This is a genomic window from Paludisphaera soli, from assembly GCF_011064595.1.
GTDB classification, from domain to species: domain Bacteria; phylum Planctomycetota; class Planctomycetia; order Isosphaerales; family Isosphaeraceae; genus Paludisphaera; species Paludisphaera soli.
Map to the genome: position 1 here is coordinate 20802 of NZ_JAALJI010000020.1, position 19402 is coordinate 40203.

General features: G+C 69.0%; 16 protein-coding genes. 7 read left to right on the forward strand and 9 right to left on the reverse strand.

Annotated features, from left to right (window positions below; genetic code table 11):
- Nucleotides 1-20: 20 nt before the first annotated feature.
- Both G6O68_RS21785 and G6O68_RS21790 read right to left on the reverse strand, forming a co-directional pair.
- Nucleotides 21-1409, reverse strand: a complete 1389-nt coding sequence (locus tag G6O68_RS21785) for a protein kinase domain-containing protein (protein WP_165250763.1) — start codon at nucleotides 1407-1409, stop codon at nucleotides 21-23.
- Nucleotides 1410-1560: 151 nt separating this feature from the next.
- Nucleotides 1561-2052 (reverse strand): L-2-amino-thiazoline-4-carboxylic acid hydrolase, encoded by a 492-nt coding sequence (locus G6O68_RS21790; RefSeq protein ID WP_165250764.1) that lies wholly within the window; start codon nucleotides 2050-2052, stop codon nucleotides 1561-1563.
- Between the two features lie 74 nt (nucleotides 2053-2126).
- Here G6O68_RS21790 and G6O68_RS21795 point away from each other — a divergent pair, with 74 nt between their 5' ends.
- The 5 genes from G6O68_RS21795 to G6O68_RS21815 all read left to right on the forward strand — a co-directional run bounded on the left by G6O68_RS21795 (nucleotide 2127) and on the right by G6O68_RS21815 (nucleotide 7586).
- Complete coding sequence (locus G6O68_RS21795) at nucleotides 2127-3074, forward strand: alpha/beta hydrolase (RefSeq protein ID WP_165250765.1); 948 nt, start codon at nucleotides 2127-2129, stop codon at nucleotides 3072-3074.
- Nucleotides 3075-3246: 172 nt separating this feature from the next.
- Complete coding sequence (locus G6O68_RS21800; protein ID WP_165250766.1) at nucleotides 3247-4518, forward strand: M24 family metallopeptidase; 1272 nt, start codon at nucleotides 3247-3249, stop codon at nucleotides 4516-4518.
- A 169-nt stretch (nucleotides 4519-4687) separates the two neighbouring features.
- Nucleotides 4688-6481: an L-fucose isomerase gene (locus tag G6O68_RS21805; protein ID WP_165250767.1), complete on the forward strand. Its 1794-nt coding sequence runs from the start codon at nucleotides 4688-4690 to the stop codon at nucleotides 6479-6481.
- A 107-nt stretch (nucleotides 6482-6588) separates the two neighbouring features.
- Nucleotides 6589-7365, forward strand: a complete 777-nt coding sequence (locus G6O68_RS21810) for a site-2 protease family protein (RefSeq protein WP_165250768.1) — start codon at nucleotides 6589-6591, stop codon at nucleotides 7363-7365.
- Nucleotides 7356-7586 carry a hypothetical protein gene (locus G6O68_RS21815; RefSeq protein ID WP_165250769.1) on the forward strand — a complete coding sequence of 77 codons (231 nt, stop codon included), beginning with the start codon at nucleotides 7356-7358 and terminating at the stop codon, nucleotides 7584-7586. The genes G6O68_RS21810 and G6O68_RS21815 overlap by 10 nt, the downstream gene beginning before the upstream one ends.
- On the opposite strand, the gene G6O68_RS21820 is transcribed toward G6O68_RS21815, so the two are convergent.
- From G6O68_RS21820 to G6O68_RS21830, 3 genes are all read right to left on the reverse strand, one after another.
- Nucleotides 7574-8188: a 3-keto-disaccharide hydrolase gene (locus G6O68_RS21820; RefSeq protein WP_165250770.1), complete on the reverse strand. Its 615-nt coding sequence runs from the start codon at nucleotides 8186-8188 to the stop codon at nucleotides 7574-7576. The genes G6O68_RS21815 and G6O68_RS21820 overlap by 13 nt on opposite strands.
- A 175-nt stretch (nucleotides 8189-8363) precedes the next feature.
- The gene (locus G6O68_RS21825) at nucleotides 8364-9584 is read right to left on the reverse strand and encodes a hypothetical protein (protein WP_206108178.1); all 1221 of its coding nucleotides are present in this window, start codon (nucleotides 9582-9584) and stop codon (nucleotides 8364-8366) included.
- Between the two features lie 40 nt (nucleotides 9585-9624).
- Nucleotides 9625-10527 (reverse strand): LOG family protein, encoded by a 903-nt coding sequence (locus tag G6O68_RS21830; RefSeq protein ID WP_240911434.1) that lies wholly within the window; start codon nucleotides 10525-10527, stop codon nucleotides 9625-9627.
- Between the two features lie 257 nt (nucleotides 10528-10784).
- Between G6O68_RS21830 and hemE the strand changes: the two genes are divergently transcribed.
- Both hemE and hemG read left to right on the forward strand, forming a co-directional pair.
- A complete protein-coding gene (gene hemE, locus G6O68_RS21835) occupies nucleotides 10785-11858 on the forward strand; it encodes a uroporphyrinogen decarboxylase (RefSeq protein ID WP_240911435.1) in 1074 nt (357 codons plus the stop codon).
- A gap of 89 nt (nucleotides 11859-11947) precedes the next feature.
- On the forward strand, nucleotides 11948-13432 hold the full coding sequence (gene hemG / locus G6O68_RS21840) for a protoporphyrinogen oxidase (protein ID WP_165250772.1): 1485 nt from the start codon (nucleotides 11948-11950) through the stop codon (nucleotides 13430-13432).
- Nucleotides 13433-13469: 37 nt separating this feature from the next.
- On the opposite strand, the gene G6O68_RS21845 is transcribed toward hemG, so the two are convergent.
- The 4 genes from G6O68_RS21845 to G6O68_RS21860 form a co-directional block, all read right to left on the reverse strand.
- Nucleotides 13470-15203, reverse strand: coding sequence for an ABC transporter permease (locus G6O68_RS21845; RefSeq protein ID WP_165250773.1), 1734 nt, complete (start codon nucleotides 15201-15203; stop codon nucleotides 13470-13472).
- A gap of 64 nt (nucleotides 15204-15267) precedes the next feature.
- On the reverse strand, nucleotides 15268-16929 hold the full coding sequence (locus G6O68_RS21850; RefSeq protein ID WP_165250774.1) for an ABC transporter permease: 1662 nt from the start codon (nucleotides 16927-16929) through the stop codon (nucleotides 15268-15270).
- Nucleotides 16926-17750, reverse strand: a complete 825-nt coding sequence (locus G6O68_RS21855) for a sugar phosphate isomerase/epimerase family protein (protein ID WP_165250775.1) — start codon at nucleotides 17748-17750, stop codon at nucleotides 16926-16928. The genes G6O68_RS21850 and G6O68_RS21855 overlap by 4 nt, the downstream gene beginning before the upstream one ends.
- A complete protein-coding gene (locus G6O68_RS21860; protein WP_165250776.1) occupies nucleotides 17747-19360 on the reverse strand; it encodes a PAS domain-containing sensor histidine kinase in 1614 nt (537 codons plus the stop codon). Before G6O68_RS21860 ends, G6O68_RS21855 begins: the two co-directional genes overlap by 4 nt.
- Nucleotides 19361-19402 lie beyond the last annotated feature (42 nt).

A 19402-nucleotide genomic window follows, 5' to 3' on the forward strand; every position in this document is an offset into this window, starting at 1 on the left:
GGGGCTGGGGGCGGGGCGAGTCAGACCGACTCGCAGACGGCGTCGATCTCGGCGACGATCCGTCGCATGTCGAGGTCGCGTTCGGTGGGGTCGGGCAGGAGCATGCTGCGGAGCAGGCAGGTGAAAGGCTCGCCCGCCTCCGAGGCCATCCTCTCGGGGTCGACGTTGCGGATCCGGTCCATGACCTGGAGGACGTTCCCCTCGGCGAAGGCGGGGCGGCCGGTGGCCATTTCGTAGAGCACCGCGCCCAGGGCGAAGACGTCGCTGGCGAAAGTCGCGGGCTCGCCCCGGGTCTGCTCGGGTGCCAGGTAGCGCGGGGTCCCGAAGAGGCCGTCGCCGGACTCGGCCAGGCCCAGCTCGCTCGTCTCGTCCGGGTTGACCAGATTGACCCGGTGGATGCGCCGGGCGAGGCCGAAGTCCAGCACCTTCACCAGGCCGTCGCCGCCGACCATGATGTTCTCGGGCTTCAGGTCGCCGTGCACGATCCCGGCGTCGTGGGCCGCGGCCATGCCGCCGGCGATCTGCCGGGCGACGCTCAGCCGCTCGTCCATCCGCATCTCCGAGTCGCGCAGGTGGTGCGCCAGCGAGCGGCCCTGGACGTACTCCATGGCTATGACCGGCAGTCCCGCCGTGTCGTCCACGGCGTAGATCGTGCAGATGTTGGGATGGTTCAACGCGGCGACCGACCGGGCCTCGGCCAGCACCGTGCTCGGCGTCACGGGGCAGTCGCGTCTGAAAACCTTCAGGGCCACCGGCCGATCGAGCTGGAGGTCCCGCGCCAGGTAGACCCGCGCGAACGTCCCCACGCCGATCTCGGATTCCATGTAGTAGTGCGAGAAGATGTTGCCCGGGCCGAGCATCGTGTACGGATCGAGATGCGAGCCGTCGGTCATCCAATCTTCCCGGCATAGCCCGCCGGATTGCAGGGCCGTGAGGACGCGTAGGACCTCCTGGCTGCGACGGCCCACGCTCAGGCTGTGGACGACCTGATACTGGATCAGGCCCTTGGGATCCACGATGAACGTCCCCCGAACCGCCAGGTTCTGGCGGGGTTCGAACACGCCGTACGCCTCGGAGACCTTGCCGTCGAGGTCGCTGGCCAGCGGGAAGTTCAGGCCGCCGAGCCCCCCCTGGGCCTTGGGGGTGGTCATCCAGCGCTCGTGCAACTCGACGGTGTCGCAACTGATCGCGAGCACTTCGCAGTCGAGGGCCGCGAACTCCTCGCGACGCTGGCTCAGCGCGATCAGCTCGGTCGGGCAGACCATCGAGAAGTCGCGCGGGTAGAAGACCAGGACGAGCCAACGCCCCCGATAGTCCAGCAGTCGAGACCGCTCCCGGAACGGCTCGGGAAGCCTCGTGCGGGGGAGGTCGAAGAGGGGGGCGGGATTGCCGACGAAGGTGGTTGGCATCGGGGTGGGGTCGCCGCGGGGGGGCCGACGTCCCGGTCCCGGGACGAATGCGAGGCGGTCGACGACCTCAAGGCCGCCGTCCTCGGGGCTTCCGAATCTTTGAAGGATTATAACAACGTCGACAAGTCCAGAACTCCGACGCGGCCTCGGCTCAGCCCGAGTCGCCCCCGTCCGGCTCGCGACGGAATCGGAAGTCGCAGTGGGGGGCACCTTGCATGAGCGTCTGGGTGCGATTCAGATGGATGTCGGGGCTGAAGCCCTCCGCCAGGGCGAAATCGCGTTGGCACGAGAGGGTGGAACCAAGGTCTTCGAGCCCGAGGCGTCGATACATCTCGGCGTAGCGGCAGCGGACGACGTTGAACGAAAGCCGGTCGGGCGTGCTTTCGAGCAGGTCGATCTCCAGGGCGTCGTCCTCCTTCCAGCGGTCGAGGCTGGTGGTGAACGCTTCGAGGGACTGCTCGCCGAGGGCTCGCGCCAGGTCGGCCCCGCTCTTGCGGGCGAGGTCGACGATCACGTTTCTCAGCACGTCGAGCGTCGCCTCACGGCCGAAGGCATCGGCGAAGCCCCGGATCAGCGGGCCGACGATCTGGGCCTCGATCTCGCGACGCTGGAGCAGCGTGAGCCTCGGTCCCTGTTCCGCCATAGATCCGGCTCCTGAAGGGAATTCCAGAGTTCGAGGCCGCACGGCGCGATGCCGAGACGAGCCGGGGGTGGAACTTGATCGTCTGCTCGATACGCGCGATCGGCTGGCTGGCGCCGTCCCTCGCGACGGTCGGCCTCTGGGCCGTGTTCCCGGCCCGTCCGTCGGCCTCGGATCGGTTGCCGGAAGACGTGGTCCTGGTACGCGACGTCCGCTACGGATCGGCCGGCGACGGCTCCGAAAGTTTGGACCTCCTGCTCCCGGCGGTCGGCGCGTCCTCGCCCCTTCGGCCGATCCTGGTGGCGGTCCACGGCGGAAGCTGGTCGGGGGGATCGAGGCAGGAGTATCGCGCCCAGTTCGCGCCGATCGCACGGGCCGGCGTCGCCGTCGCCGTGATCGATTATCGACTCGCTCGCCCCGGCGCGCCAAGCTGGGACGGGGCCCTGGACGACGTGCTGGCGGCGGTCGATCGGCTGATCCGCGAGGCACCCTCGTTAGGCCTCGACCCGACCCGAGTGGCGACGCTCGGGACATCGTCCGGCGGGATGCTCGCAGCCCTTGCGGCCCAGCGCGACCCTCGGATCCGGGCGGCGGTGTGCCTCGCCTCGCCCACGTCGTTGATCGACCTCGCGGCGTCGCGACGCCAGGTCCATGAGCCCTCGCGCATGTTCCTGGGAGCGGATCCGGCCGCCGCGCCCGCGCGGGCGAGCCGGGCCTCTCCGCTCGATCAGGTTGCGACAGGCGGCCCCGCTTTCTTGCTGATCCACGGCGACGACGATGCCTGGGTTCCCATCGAACAGGCACGCAAGATGCGTGAACGACTAAGAGATTCGGGCGTAACCTGTCAACTCCTCGAACTGCCGGGAGTTCGTCACGGCTTCGAGCCGAACCTCGGCGAACCGGCCCCGCAGGATCTGTCCCCCGTCATCCTGGACTTCCTGAAGCGAATTTGGATCGATGGGGGAGGCGAGGCCGGTGGTTCGTCACCGTTCGATGCGAGGGCCCCCGCCCGCCCCAGCCCATAGTCTGGATTTTCGTTTTTGTCGGTGAACTTTCTTGCAAATGCGGACTCGGGGTGGAACGATAAGAGACACCATTCCCGAAGTCATTAAGATACAAAACCACTCGGAGCCCTCGTGAATCGCCCTTTTTCCTGGGGGCGGTGGAGGGTTTGTCTTGGCCGGGGGGGGTGACTCCGTGTCGACCGAACTTTACATCGGCGGGCCGATCGGTTTGCTTGGCGGACAGGTCTCGGACCCCGAGGTCTACGATCGGGTTCGCGAGACGGCCGCCGATCGTCCGGCCGAGGATTCCCTCCCGGACGTCCCCGACCCCGCCGGCGATCATGAGGACCTCGAACGGAAGCTCCGGCGCGACGACGTCGAGGCCAAGCACCAGCGGGTCCGCGAGTTCCTGGATCGCACTAATCAGGACGCCGTCATCCTCGGCCGGGCCGACTCGATCGCCTGGTTCACGGCCGGCGGGGACCTGGGGCAGGACGTCTGCTCCGAGAACGGCTCGATCCTCCTCTTCATCAACCGGAACTGCCGGGCGGTCCTGGCGGATAACGTGCAGAGCTGCCGGGTGTTCGAGGAGGAGGTGGCCGGCCTGGGCTTCCAGCTCAAGGAGCGGCCCTGGTTCGACGACCCCATGCGAGTCGTGGCCGAGCTGTCCCATAACAAGAAGGTCGCGACCGATCTCGCGACGGAGACCCCGTCCCCATGGCGTCGCACGCTCGACCCCCTGCGCGACCTGCGCCGGCAGTTGACGCCGCTTGAGCGCCAGCGTCTCCGGGAACTGGGGCGGACGCTGGCCCTGGCGGTCGAGGCGACCTGCCGGAACTTCGATCGGGGCGAACGCGAGGCCGATGTCGCCGGACACCTGGCGCATCGCCTGATCCGCGAAGGGGTGACGCCCGTCGACCTCCGGGTCGCCAGCGACGACCGACTGGCCCGGTATCGCCAGCCCACGTACAAGGCCGCGCCGATCCTCCGGAAGGCGACGATCGCCGTGACGGGGCGCCGCCACGGCCTCTGCGCCTCGGTGACCCGCACCGTCTCGTTCGGCCCGCCCGAGGAGGAGTTTCGGCGGAGCCACTCGCTGGCCGCGATGGTGGACGCGACCTGCATCTACTTCTCCCGCCCCGGCGAGGTCATCTCCGAAGTCTTCCGCCGCGCCCGCCGCATTTACGAGAAGTTTGACGCCCCCCACGAGTGGACCCTCGACTACCAGGGGGTTCTAATCGGCTACTCGCCTCGGGAAGCTCTGCTTACGCCGGACAGCTCCATGCGACTGGAGCCGAACATGGCGGTCTGCTGGAGCCCGAGCGTCGGATCCGCCCGCTCGGAGGACACGATCGTCGTGGACTCCCGCGGCTACGAGGTCGTCACGGCCGCTCAGAACTGGCCGCAGATCGAGGTGGCCGTGAAGGGCTACAGCCTGCCGCGTCCGGGCATCCTCGAACGCTGATCGGGCCGCCCGAAGCATGTCGCCGCCCGTTTCCGGGCCTTCGCCCCGCCGCGCCATTCCGTCGGTTCCTCGGGGGCTGTACAAGGGAGGAGTTCGCGCGATGGACCGGTCGCGGGGCTCCCGCCGCGACTCCTCGCGCGCCTTTCCGAACGCGAAGAGGAAGCGGACCATGAGTTCGAGCGTGAAGAGTCCCTGGATCGGTCGCCTCCCCAAGATCGGCATCCGCCCGGCGATCGACGGCCGCCGTCGCGGTGTGCGGGAGTCGCTGGACGATCAGGTCATGGCGATGGCCCGCAACGCCGCGGAGTTCCTGTCTTCCCAACTCCGGCACCCGACGGGCGAGCCGGTCGAGTGCGTCATCGCCGACTCCTGCATCGGCGGCGTGGCCGAGGCCGCCGCCTGCGCCGACAAGTTCGCCCGCGAGGGCGTCGGCGTGTCGCTGACCGTCACGCCCTGCTGGTGCTACGGCAGCGAGACGATGGACATGGACCCGCTGATCCCCAAGGCCGTCTGGGGCTTCAACGGCACCGAGCGGCCCGGCGCGGTCTACCTGGCCGCGGTCCTCGCCGCGCACAACCAGAAAGGCCTTCCGGCCTTTGGCATCTATGGCCGCGAGGTCCAGGACGCCGGCGACGCCTCGATCCCCGAGGACGTGCAGGAGAAGCTGCTCGCGTTCGCCCGGGCGGGGCTCGCCGTCGCGACGATGCGCGGCAAGTCCTACCTGGCGATCGGCGGCGTCTCCATGGGCATCGCCGGTTCGATCGTCGACCAGCCTCTCTTCGAACGCCACCTCGGGATGCGGGTCGAGTCCGTCGACATGAGCGAGGTCACGCGACGCATCGAGGAGAAAATCTACGATCCCGAGGAATTCGAGCGAGCCCTGGCCTGGGTGCAGGCCCACTGCAAGGAGGGCAAGGACTACAACCCGCCTGCATCGCAGAAGTCCCCGACCGAGAAGGCCGAGGATTGGAAGACCGTCGTCAAGATGACGATGATCTTCCGCGACCTGATGATCGGCAATCCCCGGCTCGACGCCCTGGGATTCGGCGAGGAGGCCCTGGGCCGCAACGCCATCTCGGGCGGATTCCAGGGCCAGCGGGCGTGGACCGACCACTCCCCCAACGGCGACTTCCCCGAGGCCATGCTCACGTCCTCGTTCGACTGGAACGGCGTCCGCATGCCGTTCATGTTCGCCACCGAGAACGACAGCCTCAACGGCGTCGGCATGCTGCTGGGCTACCTCCTGATGAACACGGCGCAGATCTTCGCCGACGTGCGGACGTTCTGGAGCCCCGAGGCCGTCAAGCGAGTTACGGGCGTCGAGCTTTCGGGCCCGGCCGCGGGGGGCTTCATCCACCTGATCAACTCGGGAGCGGCCACGCTCGACGGCTCGGGCGAGCAAACCCGCGACGGCAAGCCGGCGATGAAGCCGTTCTGGGAGATCAGCGACGACGAGGTCGATCGCTGCCTCAAGGCGACGACCTGGCCCCCGGCGGTCCGCGAGTACTTCCGGGGCGGCGGCTACTCGTCGTGCTATCTCTCGAAGGGGGGGATGCCGATGACCATGAACCGCCTGAGCCTGGTCCAGGGCCTGGGCCCGGTGCTCCAGATCGCCGAAGGCTACTCGGTCGACCTCCCGCCCGCGGTCCACGAAGCCCTCAACGAGCGGACCAACCCCACCTGGCCGACCACCTGGTTCGTGCCCAACACCACGGGCGAGGGCCCGTTCGCGGACGTCTACAGCGTCATGGCGAACTGGAGCGCGAACCATGGGGCGATCAGCTACGGCCACATCGGTGCGGACCTGATCACCCTGGCCTCGATGCTGCGGATCCCGGTCGCGATGCACAACGTCCCGGCCCACAAGCTCTTCCGCCCCAGCGCCTGGGGACTTTTCGGAGCGCTGGAGCCCCAGGCGGCCGACTATCGGGCCTGCTCGACGTTCGGCCCGCTGTACGGCTGAGCCGCGTTTCCGGCGAACATTCGGGGGGTCGGCGTCGAATTAGGGGTGTGCCCCAAAGGTAGTCCGCCGACGCCCGAATGGTCGATCGAGAAGGAAACGGGTCGCTGATGTTCAAGTCATGGAAACTGGGTCGGATCGCGGGGATCGACGTCTTCCTGCATCCGACCTTCTTGTTGATCCTGCTCCTCCCGGCCGCCGCGACGCGACTCCCCTTGCTGCTCGCGTTGTTCGGCTGCGTGCTGCTCCACGAGTTCGGCCATGCCCTGGCCGCCCGTCGGTTCGGGATCGACACGGCCGACATCACGCTCTATCCGATCGGCGGCGTCGCCAGGCTGACGCGAATGCCCCGCGCTCCAGGCGCCGAGCTGCTGATCGCACTGGCCGGACCGGCGGTGAACCTCGCGATTGCGGCCGGGCTCTACCTGACGCTCGGGCTTTTCACATCGATCGGGGCCGGTCGGTTCGTGGTCGAGCTGCTGGCGATGAACCTCGTGCTCGCCGCGTTCAACATGATCCCGGCCTTCCCGATGGACGGCGGCCGCGTGCTCCGCGCGCTGCTCGGGGGGTGGATCGGCCGCGCCCGGGCGACGACCTTCGCCGCGAGCGTGGGACGGGCGCTGGCGGTGGGCTTCGGCATCTACAGCCTGCTCACCCTGAGCTTCTTCCAGGTCGCTCTCGCGGTCTTCATCTACATGGCCGCGGGAGCCGAGGAGGCCGGCGTGCTGGCCGAGGAGGCGCGGCGACGGGGCGGCGGCGAGAGGGACCTGGATTGGTCCGCCCCGCCCGGCTACCGCTGGATCACGTCGGGCCGGGGCGTCTGGAGATTGGCGCCCATCACCGTATCCACCCAGGCGACTCCCGGGGCCGATCACCGATGGCGCTGAAGCCGGTCGTCGAGCTGGGCGTTGCCGAGGCCTATGCAATCCTCGCGGCGTTGCCGGAAGGCCCGATCCTGCCCCCGCTCGAGGCCATCGAGAACGAGGATTGGGGCCGGGATTTCCTCCTCGGCCGCTTCGAGGATTTTTCCGCCAGCGAGTTGGCCGCGATGGGGCTGCGGTGGGACGAGGAAGGCGACGGGACGGATTCCGTCGCTCAATCGGGCTGAACGCGGATCGTGATGTTCTTCCACTCGTAATGGCCGGCCTTGTCATATAGGCCGATGTGGCCCGGGGCCGGGTCGACTCCCTCGGCGAGGGTGATGAGGACGTCGTCGAGGCTGATTTCCATCCGATCGCCGGTCGCCTTGAGCGAGAGCTTCTGCCACGTTCCCGGCGGCTTCGCCGCCGCCTTTAGGGCGTCGGCCTTGCGCTCGAATCGGGGCGGCGCCGTCCCGTGTCCGAAAAGGACGAGGTTGCCGTCGCCGTCGGTGATGGGGACCTGATAACCCTTGGCGGTCCAGTGCGGCTCGGCCGCGGCGCTCTCGGCTGCGGCCCGGATCAGGAGGCCCCCCTCGGACCCTTCCTTGAGGATGCGATACTCCAGATCAAGCTGGAAGTTCTTGAACGAGCTGGCCGATCTCAGCCAGCCGTGGCCCGGCTTGCTGGCCAGCACGCCGTCGTGCGCGGCGAATGCCTCGGTGTGTTCGGGAACCCAGCCCTCCAACGATTTCCCGTCGAACAGGGGGACCGCGGGCGGGGGATCGTCGAAACCGACCAGAAGGCCGGTCAACAGCAGGACGGTCGGGATCGCCCCCAGGAGACGTCTCATCGGTCGCAGCCTCGCGATGTCGGAGTCGGTTTCACGCGGACCGTGGCCTGCGGTCGCCAGCGGCGGGGTGGTCGATGGGCGGCGTCCCCGCGTCCCACCTTGATTATGCTCTATCGAAAGGGCGAGGGCGGCCGATCCGACCGGCTTTTGCGTAAGCCGGCCGGCGGCGAGTCTCTCAGTCGGGCGTGCGGGGGCCGGATTGGAGCCGGGCGGCGAGGTAGTGAACGGGGTGATTGAGCTGGACGGCCAGCTCGGCGAGTCGGTCCAACCGACCGGCCCGCTGGCACAGCTCGGCGACGGGCGGGCAGGCGAGCATCGCGTCGGGGACATTGAGTAGGTGCTTCGTGGCGACCTCGACCGCCTCGTCACGGCGGTCGAGCCGCATCAGCAGGTTGACCAGCACCTGCGCGGGAAGCGTCGATTCCGGACCCTCCTCGTCCATCGCCCCGGGGTCGGCGACCTTGCCCCGGAAGTGGGCGACAGCCTCGTCGACGTCGCGGCCGATCAGGGCCTTGAGGTAGATGTGGTGGTCCTCGAAGGTCCGATCGAACGGGGGGGCCGAGTCGTACTGAAGGCGATCCGAGAGCCGTCGGCCGTATTCGGTCAAGTCGACGGCGAGACCGAGGATCTCGGGATCGGTCTCCAGGACGGACCAGCGGACCACGGTGGTCAGGTGGGAGACGTCCGTGTGGTAGGCGTCGTCGGTGAACAGCCAGTCGCGGCCGGCGATCAGCTCCGCCAGCGAGGCGCCGGCGGGGGATTGGGGCTGGCCCCGTCGGACGACGTCGGCCCGGATATTCTCGACCAGCTGCTCATGCAGATGGCGGACGAGCCGGCCCACGCAGGCGGCTCGGACGGCGGGGTCCGAGGGGCCCATCTGTTCCAGCGAGGTGATCGCGGAGCAGGGGCCGTAGTGGCGGAGGATCCATTCGAAGCCCCGGACCGGGTTCGCCCCCTGGTGGAAGGCGACGTCGATGAGGACGCCGACCTTGTCCGGCTCCTCGGGGGTCTCACAGTCCTCCAGGGCACGGGTAACCGGGCCGGGCTCGCCGATCGCCTGGAAGTAGGCCCAGGCGGTTGGCACGTCGCCCGACTCCAGGAATCTCGAGCCGACCCGGCGGAGGGCGTCGATGTACCGCTCCTCGAAGCGGAGCCGATCGGCCTCGGGCAGATCGGCGTAGCGGCCGACCTGGATCAGCGGCAATCCCAGCTCGAATCGGGCCTTGAGGAGGAGTGCGTCCAGCAGGAGCCGGTAATTCCCGGCCGCGTCCAGGTCGGCGACGAGCCGGTCGAGGGCCTCGGCGGGCCCGCCCGTCTCAAGGCTCTCGTCGAGCCCGGGGAAGCCGGTCTCGGCGACTGCGGTGGGCCGCGCGTCCGGCGTCTTGGCGTCTCTCATCGGCGATGGATCCCTCGCGATACCTACCATGCCATGCGTCTCACTGGGCGTCGGCCTTGGTCGGGTCGACGGCGGCGGCCGGGCCGCCGGGAGGGTCGGCGTCAAGGCTGGCCCCCACGGATTTCTTCCAGGCCTCCCAGCAGCGAGTTTCATAGCATTCTACGAGATGGTCGCGGATCTCTTCGAGCGAATCCGTCACGAACAGCAGATTCATGTCCTCCGGGGAGATCGTTTTGCGTTCCAGCGGCGAGGCCACGATCCAGTCGATCAGCCCTTTCCAGTAGGCCGATCCATAGAGGATGATCGGGAACCGGTTGATCTTCCGGGTCTGCACCAGGGTCAGGGCCTCGAACAGCTCGTCGAGCGTCCCGAAGCCCCCCGGGAAGATGACGAACCCGTCCGAGAACTTGACGAACATCGTCTTGCGGACGAAGAAGTAGCGGAAATTGATCGACAGGTCGGTGTACGGGTTGCCGTCCTGCTCGAATGGGAGCTGGATGTTGCAGCCGATCGAGTATCCGTCGGCCTCCTGGGCGCCCCGGTTCGCCGCCTCCATGATCCCCGGCCCGCCGCCGGTGATCACGGCGAAGCCGGCCTCGGCGAGCAGCCCCCCGAGCCGCCTCGCGTCCTGATACATCGGGTCGGACTCGTGCGTCCGCGCCGACCCGAAGACGCTGACCGCCGCGCCGACCTCGGCCAGGGCGTTGATCCCGTAGACGAACTCGCCCTGGATCCGCAGGACGCGCCACGACTCCTCGTGCGTGAAGGCCCCCAGCTCGGGCATCAGCGGCGTGGGGCCGCGTCGCTCGCTGGTGGTCTCCCGGTTCAGGAGTTGCTCATCCTCGGTCTTCTCGCGGTCCGCGCCGCGGTCCCGCGGCTTTTTGCGACAGGATAGGGGACGCTGGGGCTCTTCCGCGATACGTGCGGCGTGGTTCGCCGCCACGCCGTCTTCCCTTGCGGACCCGTTCACTGCCCCGGACCCGTCCCGGGCTTGCTGATCATGCTCCATAGGAACCGTCCGTCGTCCTCGAAACTGGGGAGAGGGGGAGGCCGCGTTGATGGCCTCGTCGACTCGAATTATAGGCGAACCCGGGGCCGGAAACCGGGAACCGCGGGTTTTGCGATCCCGGCGTCGGCGGCTAGGATGGAAGGTCGGGATGTCCCCGCCCTGCGCCGCCCCACCTCGGAACGACCCGATTCATGACAAGCGATCCCTCCCCGCCAGCCCGACGGATGTCGGACGAGCTCTGGAACAGCCGATTCCTGAAGGCCTGCCGTCGCGAGGCCGTAGACGCCACCCCCGTCTGGTTGATGCGCCAGGCGGGCCGGTACATGTCCGAGTATCGCTCGCTGCGATCCAAGGTCTCCTTCCTGGAGCTTTGCAAGTCGCCCGAGCTGGCGGCCGAGACGACGATCTTCGCGGCCGAGACCCTGGGGGTCGACGCCGCGATCCTGTTCGCCGACATCCTCCTGATCCTCGAACCGCTGGGCTTCCACTTGGAATTTTCCAAGGGGGAAGGGCCCGTCATCCACAACCCGATCCGCGAGCCGGCCGACGTGGCCGACATGGAGCCGCTGACGGACGTTTCTTCGCTCGGGTACGTCTACGAGGCCGTGAGGTTGATCCGGGCCGGCCTCCCCTCCGGCCTGCCGCTGATCGGCTTCGCCGGCGCGCCGTTCACGCTGGCCTGCTACGCGATCGAGGGCGGGGGCTCCCGGCATTACGAGAAGGCCAAGACCTTCATGTACAGCCACCCGGCCGCCTGGAACGCCCTGATGACGATCTTGACCGACTCCACGGCCCGATATCTGAACGCCCAGGTGGACGCCGGGGCTCAGGTCGTCCAGCTCTTCGACAGCTGGGTGGGCTCGCTCGGGCCCGATGAGTACCGGCGGTTCGTCCAGCCCCACATGCGTCGACTGTTCGACCAGATCGACCCCGAAGTCCCCTCGATCCATTTCGGGACCGACACCGGCTCGCTCCTGGAACTCCAGCGCGACGCCGGCGGCTCGGTGATCGGCCTCGACTGGCGTGTAGAGCTCGACAAGTGCTGGGAGCGGCTCGGGCCCGAGGTGGCCGTGCAGGGCAACCTCGATCCGATCACCCTGTTCGCCCCGTTGAGCGAGATCGCCGCCCAGACGCGGCGGATCCTCGACCAGGCGGGGGGGCGTCCCGGTCATATCTTCAACCTGGGCCACGGCATCCTGCCGCACACCCCGGTCGACCATGTTCGCGCCCTGGTCCAGATGGTTCATGAATTCTCCGTGAAGTGAAGCCCTGGCGAAATCGCGTCGGATCGGGGACACTGGGGGCCTGGGCGGCAGATTTGGGAACGCGGGAGCCCCGGAAGGGAATCGACCTGATGACGGCGACGATCGAACGGACGTCGGGGACCAAGACCTCGGACCGCGTGGTGGTGATCGGCGGCGGGCTCTCCGGCCTGGCCGCTGCGAATCGCATCCAGCAGTCCGAGAAGTCCTTGCGCCGACCGGTCGAGGTCCTGGTCCTGGAGGCCAAGGATCGCGTCGGGGGGGTGATCGCGACCGATCGTCGCGACGGCTTCACCCTGGAGCGCGGGCCGGACTCGTTCATCACCAACAAGCCCTGGGCGACCGACCTCTGCCGTCGCCTGGATCTGGACGACCAGCTCATCGAGGCCGCGCCGACCTTCCGCCGGTCGTTCGTCGTCCGCCGGGGGAAGCTCGCCCCGGCGCCCGAGGGATTCGTCCTGATGGCCCCGCATCGGCTGGCCCCGGTACTCTCGTCGCCCATCCTGTCGCTGAGGGGTAAGCTCCGCCTGCTGGCGGAGGCCCTGATCCCGCGCCGGGAAGGGCTGGGGGAGGAGAGCCTGGCGGCCTTCGTCCGGCGTCGGCTGGGCCGTGAGGCGCTGGAGCGGCTGGTCCAACCGCTCGTGGGGGGCATGTACACAGGCGATCCCAACAACCTGAGCCTCAAGGCCACCCTCCCGCAGTTCCTGGCGATGGAGCAGGAGCACGGCAGCCTGATCCGCGCCGCCTGGCGACGCCGGAAGGACGCCGACGCCCGGCTGGAGACGGAATCCTCGGGCGCTCGCTACGGCATGTACGTCTCGCTGGCCGACGGCATGGGCGCGCTGCCCCGGGCCCTGGCGGCGACGTTGCGCCCCGGCACCGTGCGGACCAACGCGCCAGTTCGGCGGATCACCCGCGGGCCGAACGGGAACGGCTGGCTCGTGGAGCCGCTCAACGGCCCGCCCATCGAGGCCGACGTGGTGGTGGCGACTACCGAGGCCCACGCCACCGCGCGCCTGATCGACGGCGTCGACCCTTCGCTGGCCTTACGGCTGCGAGGCATCCCCTATGCCTCTTCAATCATCGTCAACGTCGCCTATCGGCGCGACCTGGTCCGGCACGCGCTGGACGGTTTCGGATTCGTCGTGCCGACGATCGAAGGCCGGCGGATCCTCGCGGCCTCGTTCCTGAACGTGAAGTTCCCGCAACGGGCCCCCGAGGGGACGGCCCTGATCCGCGTCTTCATGGGGGGAGAGTCGCAGCCCGAGCTGTTCGACCTCGACGATGAATCCGTCCGGCAGATCGTCGCCGCCGAGCTCGGCGAACTGATCGGGGCCTCCGGCGATCCAATCTTCCTGGACATCGCCCGCCACCCCCGCTCGATGCCCCAGTATGTCCTCGGCCATCTCGAAGGCGTCGAGGCCATCCGCCGCAAGGCCGCGAGGCACCCGGGACTGTACCTCGCCGGTGTGGCCTATGACGGGGTCGGCATTCCCGACTGCATCCGCGCCGCCGAGGCCGCCGCCGACGCCGTCGTCTCCCGCCTGGCCGATCCCGGCTCGATCGCCGCCGCCTGACGCGCCCCGGCCTCGCCCGACGACCGCCGATCGTCGGCTATCTCGCGCGACCGAAACGCGGGATCAGGGCCAGCAGGACGCTCCCCTGGGGGCCAACCGTCGATCGGCCCAGCTTCTGGTCGAACGACCCGCACGCGGTCGCGTAGATCGCCAACGCGGCGAGCCCCTGGATCAGGCTGCAGAGCGCCATCTGTTGGGATAGGGACCTCGTGAAGAAGATCTCCGGGGTGCCCTCCGCCACGGCGAGGCTCCCCATCATCGCGCCGGCCAGCGGCGATCCGAGCAACAGCACCGGGCCGATCGAATTCTCGCCTTGGGCCGTCATCACGGAGAGGATGGGCCAGCCGAAGCAGGCGGCCACGTAGGCTCCGACGCAAAGGCCCGCCGCGCGTCCCTGGCGAGACACCCAGACCGCGATCGCGAGGCCCACACTCGTGACGATCGCGGCGTAGGTCACCAGCAGCACGAAGAACAACGCGAGGTTGACCCAACGGCCGTACTGCAGGCATCGCACGAAGCCCGCGGCGATCGGCAGGTAGAAGACCAGGCCCGTCGATCGAAAGACCCCCCACCACTTGCCGGCGACGATCTCCGGGGTCGTGATCGGCGTGGTGAGCAGGACGTCCAGGCTCCCCCGGATCCGCTCCTCGGACAGCGACGTGGCGGCGCGGACGCTCAGCAGGAGCAACCCCACGACGATCACGAACAGATTCGCCCCGAGGCCGAACTCCAGCAGCGACCCGGTCTGGCCGATCGACGCCACGGTGAAGAGGATCGCGATCAGGGCGTACCCTCCTCGGACGAATCGGCCCCAGCGCGACGGCGCGTCGCGGCTCCACTCGCGCCAGAGGACCGGGTTCGAGTCCAGCGACGGCCTGGGGAGGAGCCTCGGCCAGCGAATGCGCACGGTCCGCGTCCTTCGGCCCGACTTCACCTGCCCTCTCAGCGTGAGGGGGCGGATCGTCGCGACGCACGCGACGACCATCGCCGTCGAGAGCGCCCCGCACACGCCGAGGAAGCCCGCGACCCGCATCGCGTAGTCCTCGATCGGCTCGTTGAACGACGGAAAGCACAACTGATACGGGTTCGCGGCCACCGCCGATTGCACCGCCCATTCCACGAAGCCGGACGAGGCCTGCGAGGGGGCGAGCGAGAATGCGGCGGCGAGGAGGAAACCGGCGACGAGCGGCGTCAAAGCCAGCCAGGCGATCAGGATAAGGTACGTCGTACCGACGACCTCGTGCGTCTTGCCCCCCCCGATCGAGAGCGTGAAAGCCAGGGTGCAGACGAGGACGGCCGTTCCCAGCGTGACGAAGAACGACCCGATGAGCAGACTCGGGTCGATACCCCCCAGCAGCGAGGCCAGCATCATGACCGGCAAGACGCAGAAAACCAGGCCGACCACCGGAATCAGCCCGGCGCCGAGCTTTCCCAGGACGATCTCCACATCGGTCAGATCGGTCGCCATCACCTGGATCAGTGCCCCTCGCGACCGGTCGAGGCAGATCGAGCCGGCCGTCGCGGCGGGCGCGGCGAGCAGGATGAGGGTCAGCTCGATGCTCACGATCGTGGCGTAGAGATACCAGCCGAAATCGGCCAGCTCCGAGATCGAATAACCTTCGGGCCTGTTCGACCCGCCCCCCCAGCTCAGCGAGAGCCCGAGCAAAAGCATCGCGACGAAACCCGAACGCATTGCGTAGAGCTGCCATCGCCGCGACGTGCGGAGCCATTCAGAAACGAACACCGGTCCGGGGCCCCATCGCATCGCCATGATCGAACGCCTCGCTCGGGGTCGCAGCCATGCCCAGGCTTTCCGGACCTGAATCGTACACTCGTCAGGAAGGTCGCGACACGCTTTTCCCCAGCAGGAAGCACGCGGCCCCCCCCGAGACGGCGACCACGCCCAGCGTCGCGAGCGCGACCCCCGCCAGGTGGCTCTCGACGCCCGTGTGCAAGAGGCTCCAAATCAGCAGGCTGATCGTCGAGACGCCCGGCGGCGTGAGGAGATTCGTGGCCGGCAACTCGCCGAGCCCGAGCACGAACGCGGAGGCCCACGCGGCCAGGGTCGCGCGGCGCGACAGGGGGATCGCGACGTGGAACACGCGCGCCGTCGGCGACCAGCCGTCCACAGCCGCGGCTTCGAATGCCTCGCCCGGCAGGCTCCGCAGCGCCGGCCCCAGGATCAGCAAGGCGTACGGCAACGCCCGCGCCGCCATCGCGAACGCCACGATCGTCGGCGTGTCATAGATCGCGTCGATCGACCTGTACGCCAGCAGCAGGGCCATGCCCACCACCGGGCCCGGCGCCGCCAGCATGAGCGAGACGACGATCAGGGCGAGCCCCCGCCAGGCCCGTGAGCTACGCGAGAGCCAGGACAGCCCCCAGGCGACGACGACCGCGAGAGTCGCTCCTGCGGCCGCGAGCGTCGCGCTGGTCGCCACCGGCTCGCGGCATTCCTCGGCCGCGAAGGCGAGCGTCCCGAGAAAGCCCGAGATCGACCACGAGGGTGCCTCGCCGAGCGTGGCCCGGCCGCCGACGCGCCCGGCTCGCCACGCGAGGCTGAAGAGCGGCAACGCCACGGCGTTGCCGACGACGAGCATCAGCACGAGCCCGGCCGGGATCCTCCAGCTGCCGAGTTCCCAGACCTTCGCGCGTTGGAAGGCCGTCGCGAGCTGCGCCGGGGCGGTCCTGGACAGGGACCTGCCGACCAGGGCGATCCCCAGGCCCAGCAGGAGCATCGGCGGGATCGCGACGGCCGCCGCGCGGCCGGCGCCGCGGCCGAGAGTGAACTGGATGTAGGACTCCTCGGCGTAGGTCCGCACCTGCAGCAAATCGGTGACGGTCATGTCGCCGGCGGCCAGCACGGCGACCGCGAGCGCCGCGGCTGCGATCGGCGTCGCGGCGCGTCGCAGCGAGACGTTCCACCACACGCGGATCGCGGGCATGTCCAGGAGGGCCGATTCCTCCAACTCGCGTTCGACCAGGCGAAGTCCGACGCCGGAGAGCAGCACGACCCAGGACAGGGCGGCCATGGCCGTGACGACGATCACTCCCAGCCGCCCCACCAGGAACGGCCGCAAGCCGAACGCCTGCATCCGGCCCGCGTCGCCGAACGCCCCCAGCCAGGTCGTCGCGTGCAGCGGCAGCGGCACGAACAGCGCCAGCCCCATCGCCGCGAGCAGGGGCCGACGCCCCCAGACGTCCGTTCGGAACAGCAGGAACGCCAGCAGGACGCCGGCGGGCAGGGCGAGCGCCTCCGTCCCCGCGACCACGAGCAGGGTCTCCAGCGCCAATCTCGCCGGCCTCGCCAGGCCGCCGTCCTCGGTCGCGACGGCGACGGTCGCGCCGAGGTCGAGCGCCGAGCCGGAGCCGCCGGCGTCGAGCGAGGTCGTGGGCCGCGCGGCCTCCAGAATCGTCGCCGCGGCCGGCCAGAAGACGAGGATCGTCAGGCCGGCGACGACCAGCACGCGGGCCGGCAGCCCGGCCCGGTCCCTCACGGGCGGAGCCCGGCTTCGCGCATCAACGCGGCGGTCGTCGCATACGCCTCCTCGACCCACTCGACGATCCGGGCGGGGTCGGGGGAGTATTCCAGCTCGATCGAGACGGTCGCGTCCTCGATCCCCAGCCGCTTGATCGCCGCCAGGTACGGCGGGAAGTCGACGACGCCGCGGCCGGGCGGGAGATCGCCGTGGACCTTGCCGTCGCAGTCGGAAATGTGGACGTGCGCGACGCGACCCCGCAGGGACTCGATCGATTCGGGCGGCTCCTTCGCGAGGACGAGGTGCGAAACGTCGATGTTCGCCTTCACCGACGGCCGGTCCACATCGTCGAGGAACCGCACCATGCTGGGCACGTCGTTCAGCAGGGCCATCGCGAACGGCTCCAACTCCAGCGCGATCTCCAATCCGAGGTCGGCCGCGTAATCGCCCAGCTCCTGCAATCGGGCGACGCCGGTCGCCCACTGCTCGGCGGGCGGGATGACCTCCTTCTGCCAGATGTACTCGCCGACGACCAGCAGGACGTTTCGCGCCTCCAGCTCGTAGGCCAGGTCGAGATAGGCCCGGACCCGACTCGCGTGGAATCGTTGGACGCTGGGGTTGAAGTCGATCAGCCCGACGGCGACGCACGGAAGGCTGACGATCGGCAGGCCGGCCCGCGCGCATTCGGTCCGGATCAGCCGACGTTCCCGGGCGTCGAGGTCGAGCGGATCGGCGAAGACGTCGATGCAGTCGAACCCGACCACGCGCGTCTTCTCGATGCCGAAAGCCGTCCCCCGGCCCGCCTGCACCCACGCGGAATTGATCAATCCCAGCCTCATGCTTCCGGCCCCCCCAACGGGTCGTTCGTGAGTTTCGCGAGCGCTCCGTCGGTCGGCGTCGCGGCCTGCGGCACCCGTTCCTCGACCACGGGCCGGCCCGCGCCCGGCCGAGGCGGCCCTCCCACCGCGGCCGCCCCGTAGGGCGAGCGCGACGGCTCGATGGGCATGTGGACGGAGAAGCACGAGCCGTAGCCCACGGTGGACTGGACCTCGATCCGGCCGTTGTGCTCCTGGATGATCCCGTAGCTGATCGAGAGCCCCAGGCCGGTCCCCTGGCCGAGCGGCTTGGTGGTGAAGAAGGGGTCGAAGATCCGGTCGCGGATCTCCGGCGCGATTCCGCCGCCGTTGTCGTCGATGTCCACGCGCACGCCCAGGGCGTCGGCCTCGGTCTCGGTGCGGACGGTCACCTGGCCGTTCTCACCGCAGGCGTCGATGGCGTTGGTCAGCAGGTTGAGGATCACCTGATGGATCCTCGCCGCCCGGCAGCGGACGGCCGGCAGCGCCCCGAGATCCATGACGATCTGGACCCCCTTCTTCCGCGCGTAGCCCTTCACCATGTTAATCGAGGACTCGATGCCGGGATTCAGGTCGACCTCGTTCCACTCCCCCTCGTCCACCCGTGCGAACAGCCGAAGCTCCTTGACGATCCGCTCGATCCTCCGCAGACCTTCCCGGGTGCGCTCGATCAGCCTCGGGAAATTGTCCAGGCAGTACTCGAGGTCGATCCGTTCGAGGATCTCCGCGAGCTCCGTCGCGACGGCCGGGTCGCGGGGCGTGGTGCGGCCGTCGTCGGCCCGGTAGATTTCGATCAGCCGCAGGAGGTCCCGGAGGTCGCGTTCCAGCACCGCCACGTTGTTGCTGACGAACGCCAGCGGATTGTTGATCTCGTGCGCCACCCCGGCGACGAGCTGGCCCAGGCTGGCGAGCTTCTCGTTCTGGACCAGGAGGCTCTGAGCCTGCTTGAGCGCCTCGTGGGCCTGGTGCTCGGAGCGGGCCAGGCCTTCCAACTCGGCGTTCTTCTCGCGGAGCTGCTCCTCGGCGCGGATCCGGGCGGTGACGTCCCAGAAGATGGCCTGGATGCCGATCAGGCCGCCGTCGGCCGCATACAGGGGCGTTTTCATCACCTGGACGTGTAGCGTGTCCCCCCGAGGGGTGACGTGCTTCTCGACGATGTCCAGAACCCGGCCGCTCTCGACGACCCAGCGATCGTCGGCGCGGTACTTCTCGGCGAGCGGCCGCGGGAAGAAGTCGTAGTCGGTCTTGCCGACGACCTCCTCCCGGCGATGGCCCAGCTCGTTGCAGAACCGCTGGTTCGCGAACGTGAACCGGCCGTCGAGGTCCTTGCGCAGGAACGATTGCGGGAGGGTCTCGACGAGCGAGTGGTAGACGGCCTCGGTCTCGCGGATGGCCTGTTCGGCCTCGGTCCGCCGCCGAAACTCCTCGGCCGACCCGGCCGCCAGCCTGCGGAGCCGGGCCCGCTGGCGGAACGCGTACGCCAACGCCCCGATCGTCGCCAACCCCATCGCGACCGTCAGGCCGAACAAGCCGCCCTCGGCCTCGATCGGCGGAGAAGCCGCGATCAGCAATGTCGGACCGCCCAGTCGTTCCAACGACGGCATCCTTTCGGTTCCGGGAAGTCACGGTCCGGCGAA

Bases quoted from the DNA above. Each gene is read 5' to 3' on its own strand.
- G6O68_RS21815 (WP_165250769.1), top strand. From the start codon at position 7,356: ATGGCGCTGAAGCCGGTCGTCGAGCTGGGCGTTGCCGAGGCCTATGCA.
- G6O68_RS21845 (WP_165250773.1), bottom strand. From the start codon at position 15,203: ATGGCGATGCGATGGGGCCCCGGACCGGTGTTCGTTTCTGAATGGCTC.
- G6O68_RS21785 (WP_165250763.1), bottom strand. From the start codon at position 1,409: ATGCCAACCACCTTCGTCGGCAATCCCGCCCCCCTCTTCGACCTCCCC.
- G6O68_RS21805 (WP_165250767.1), top strand. From the start codon at position 4,688: ATGAGTTCGAGCGTGAAGAGTCCCTGGATCGGTCGCCTCCCCAAGATC.
- G6O68_RS21790 (WP_165250764.1), bottom strand. From the start codon at position 2,052: ATGGCGGAACAGGGACCGAGGCTCACGCTGCTCCAGCGTCGCGAGATC.
- G6O68_RS21825 (WP_206108178.1), bottom strand. From the start codon at position 9,584: ATGAGAGACGCCAAGACGCCGGACGCGCGGCCCACCGCAGTCGCCGAG.
- G6O68_RS21820 (WP_165250770.1), bottom strand. From the start codon at position 8,188: ATGAGACGTCTCCTGGGGGCGATCCCGACCGTCCTGCTGTTGACCGGC.
- hemE (WP_240911435.1), top strand. From the start codon at position 10,785: ATGACAAGCGATCCCTCCCCGCCAGCCCGACGGATGTCGGACGAGCTC.
- hemG (WP_165250772.1), top strand. From the start codon at position 11,948: ATGACGGCGACGATCGAACGGACGTCGGGGACCAAGACCTCGGACCGC.
- G6O68_RS21810 (WP_165250768.1), top strand. From the start codon at position 6,589: ATGTTCAAGTCATGGAAACTGGGTCGGATCGCGGGGATCGACGTCTTC.
- G6O68_RS21855 (WP_165250775.1), bottom strand. From the start codon at position 17,750: ATGAGGCTGGGATTGATCAATTCCGCGTGGGTGCAGGCGGGCCGGGGG.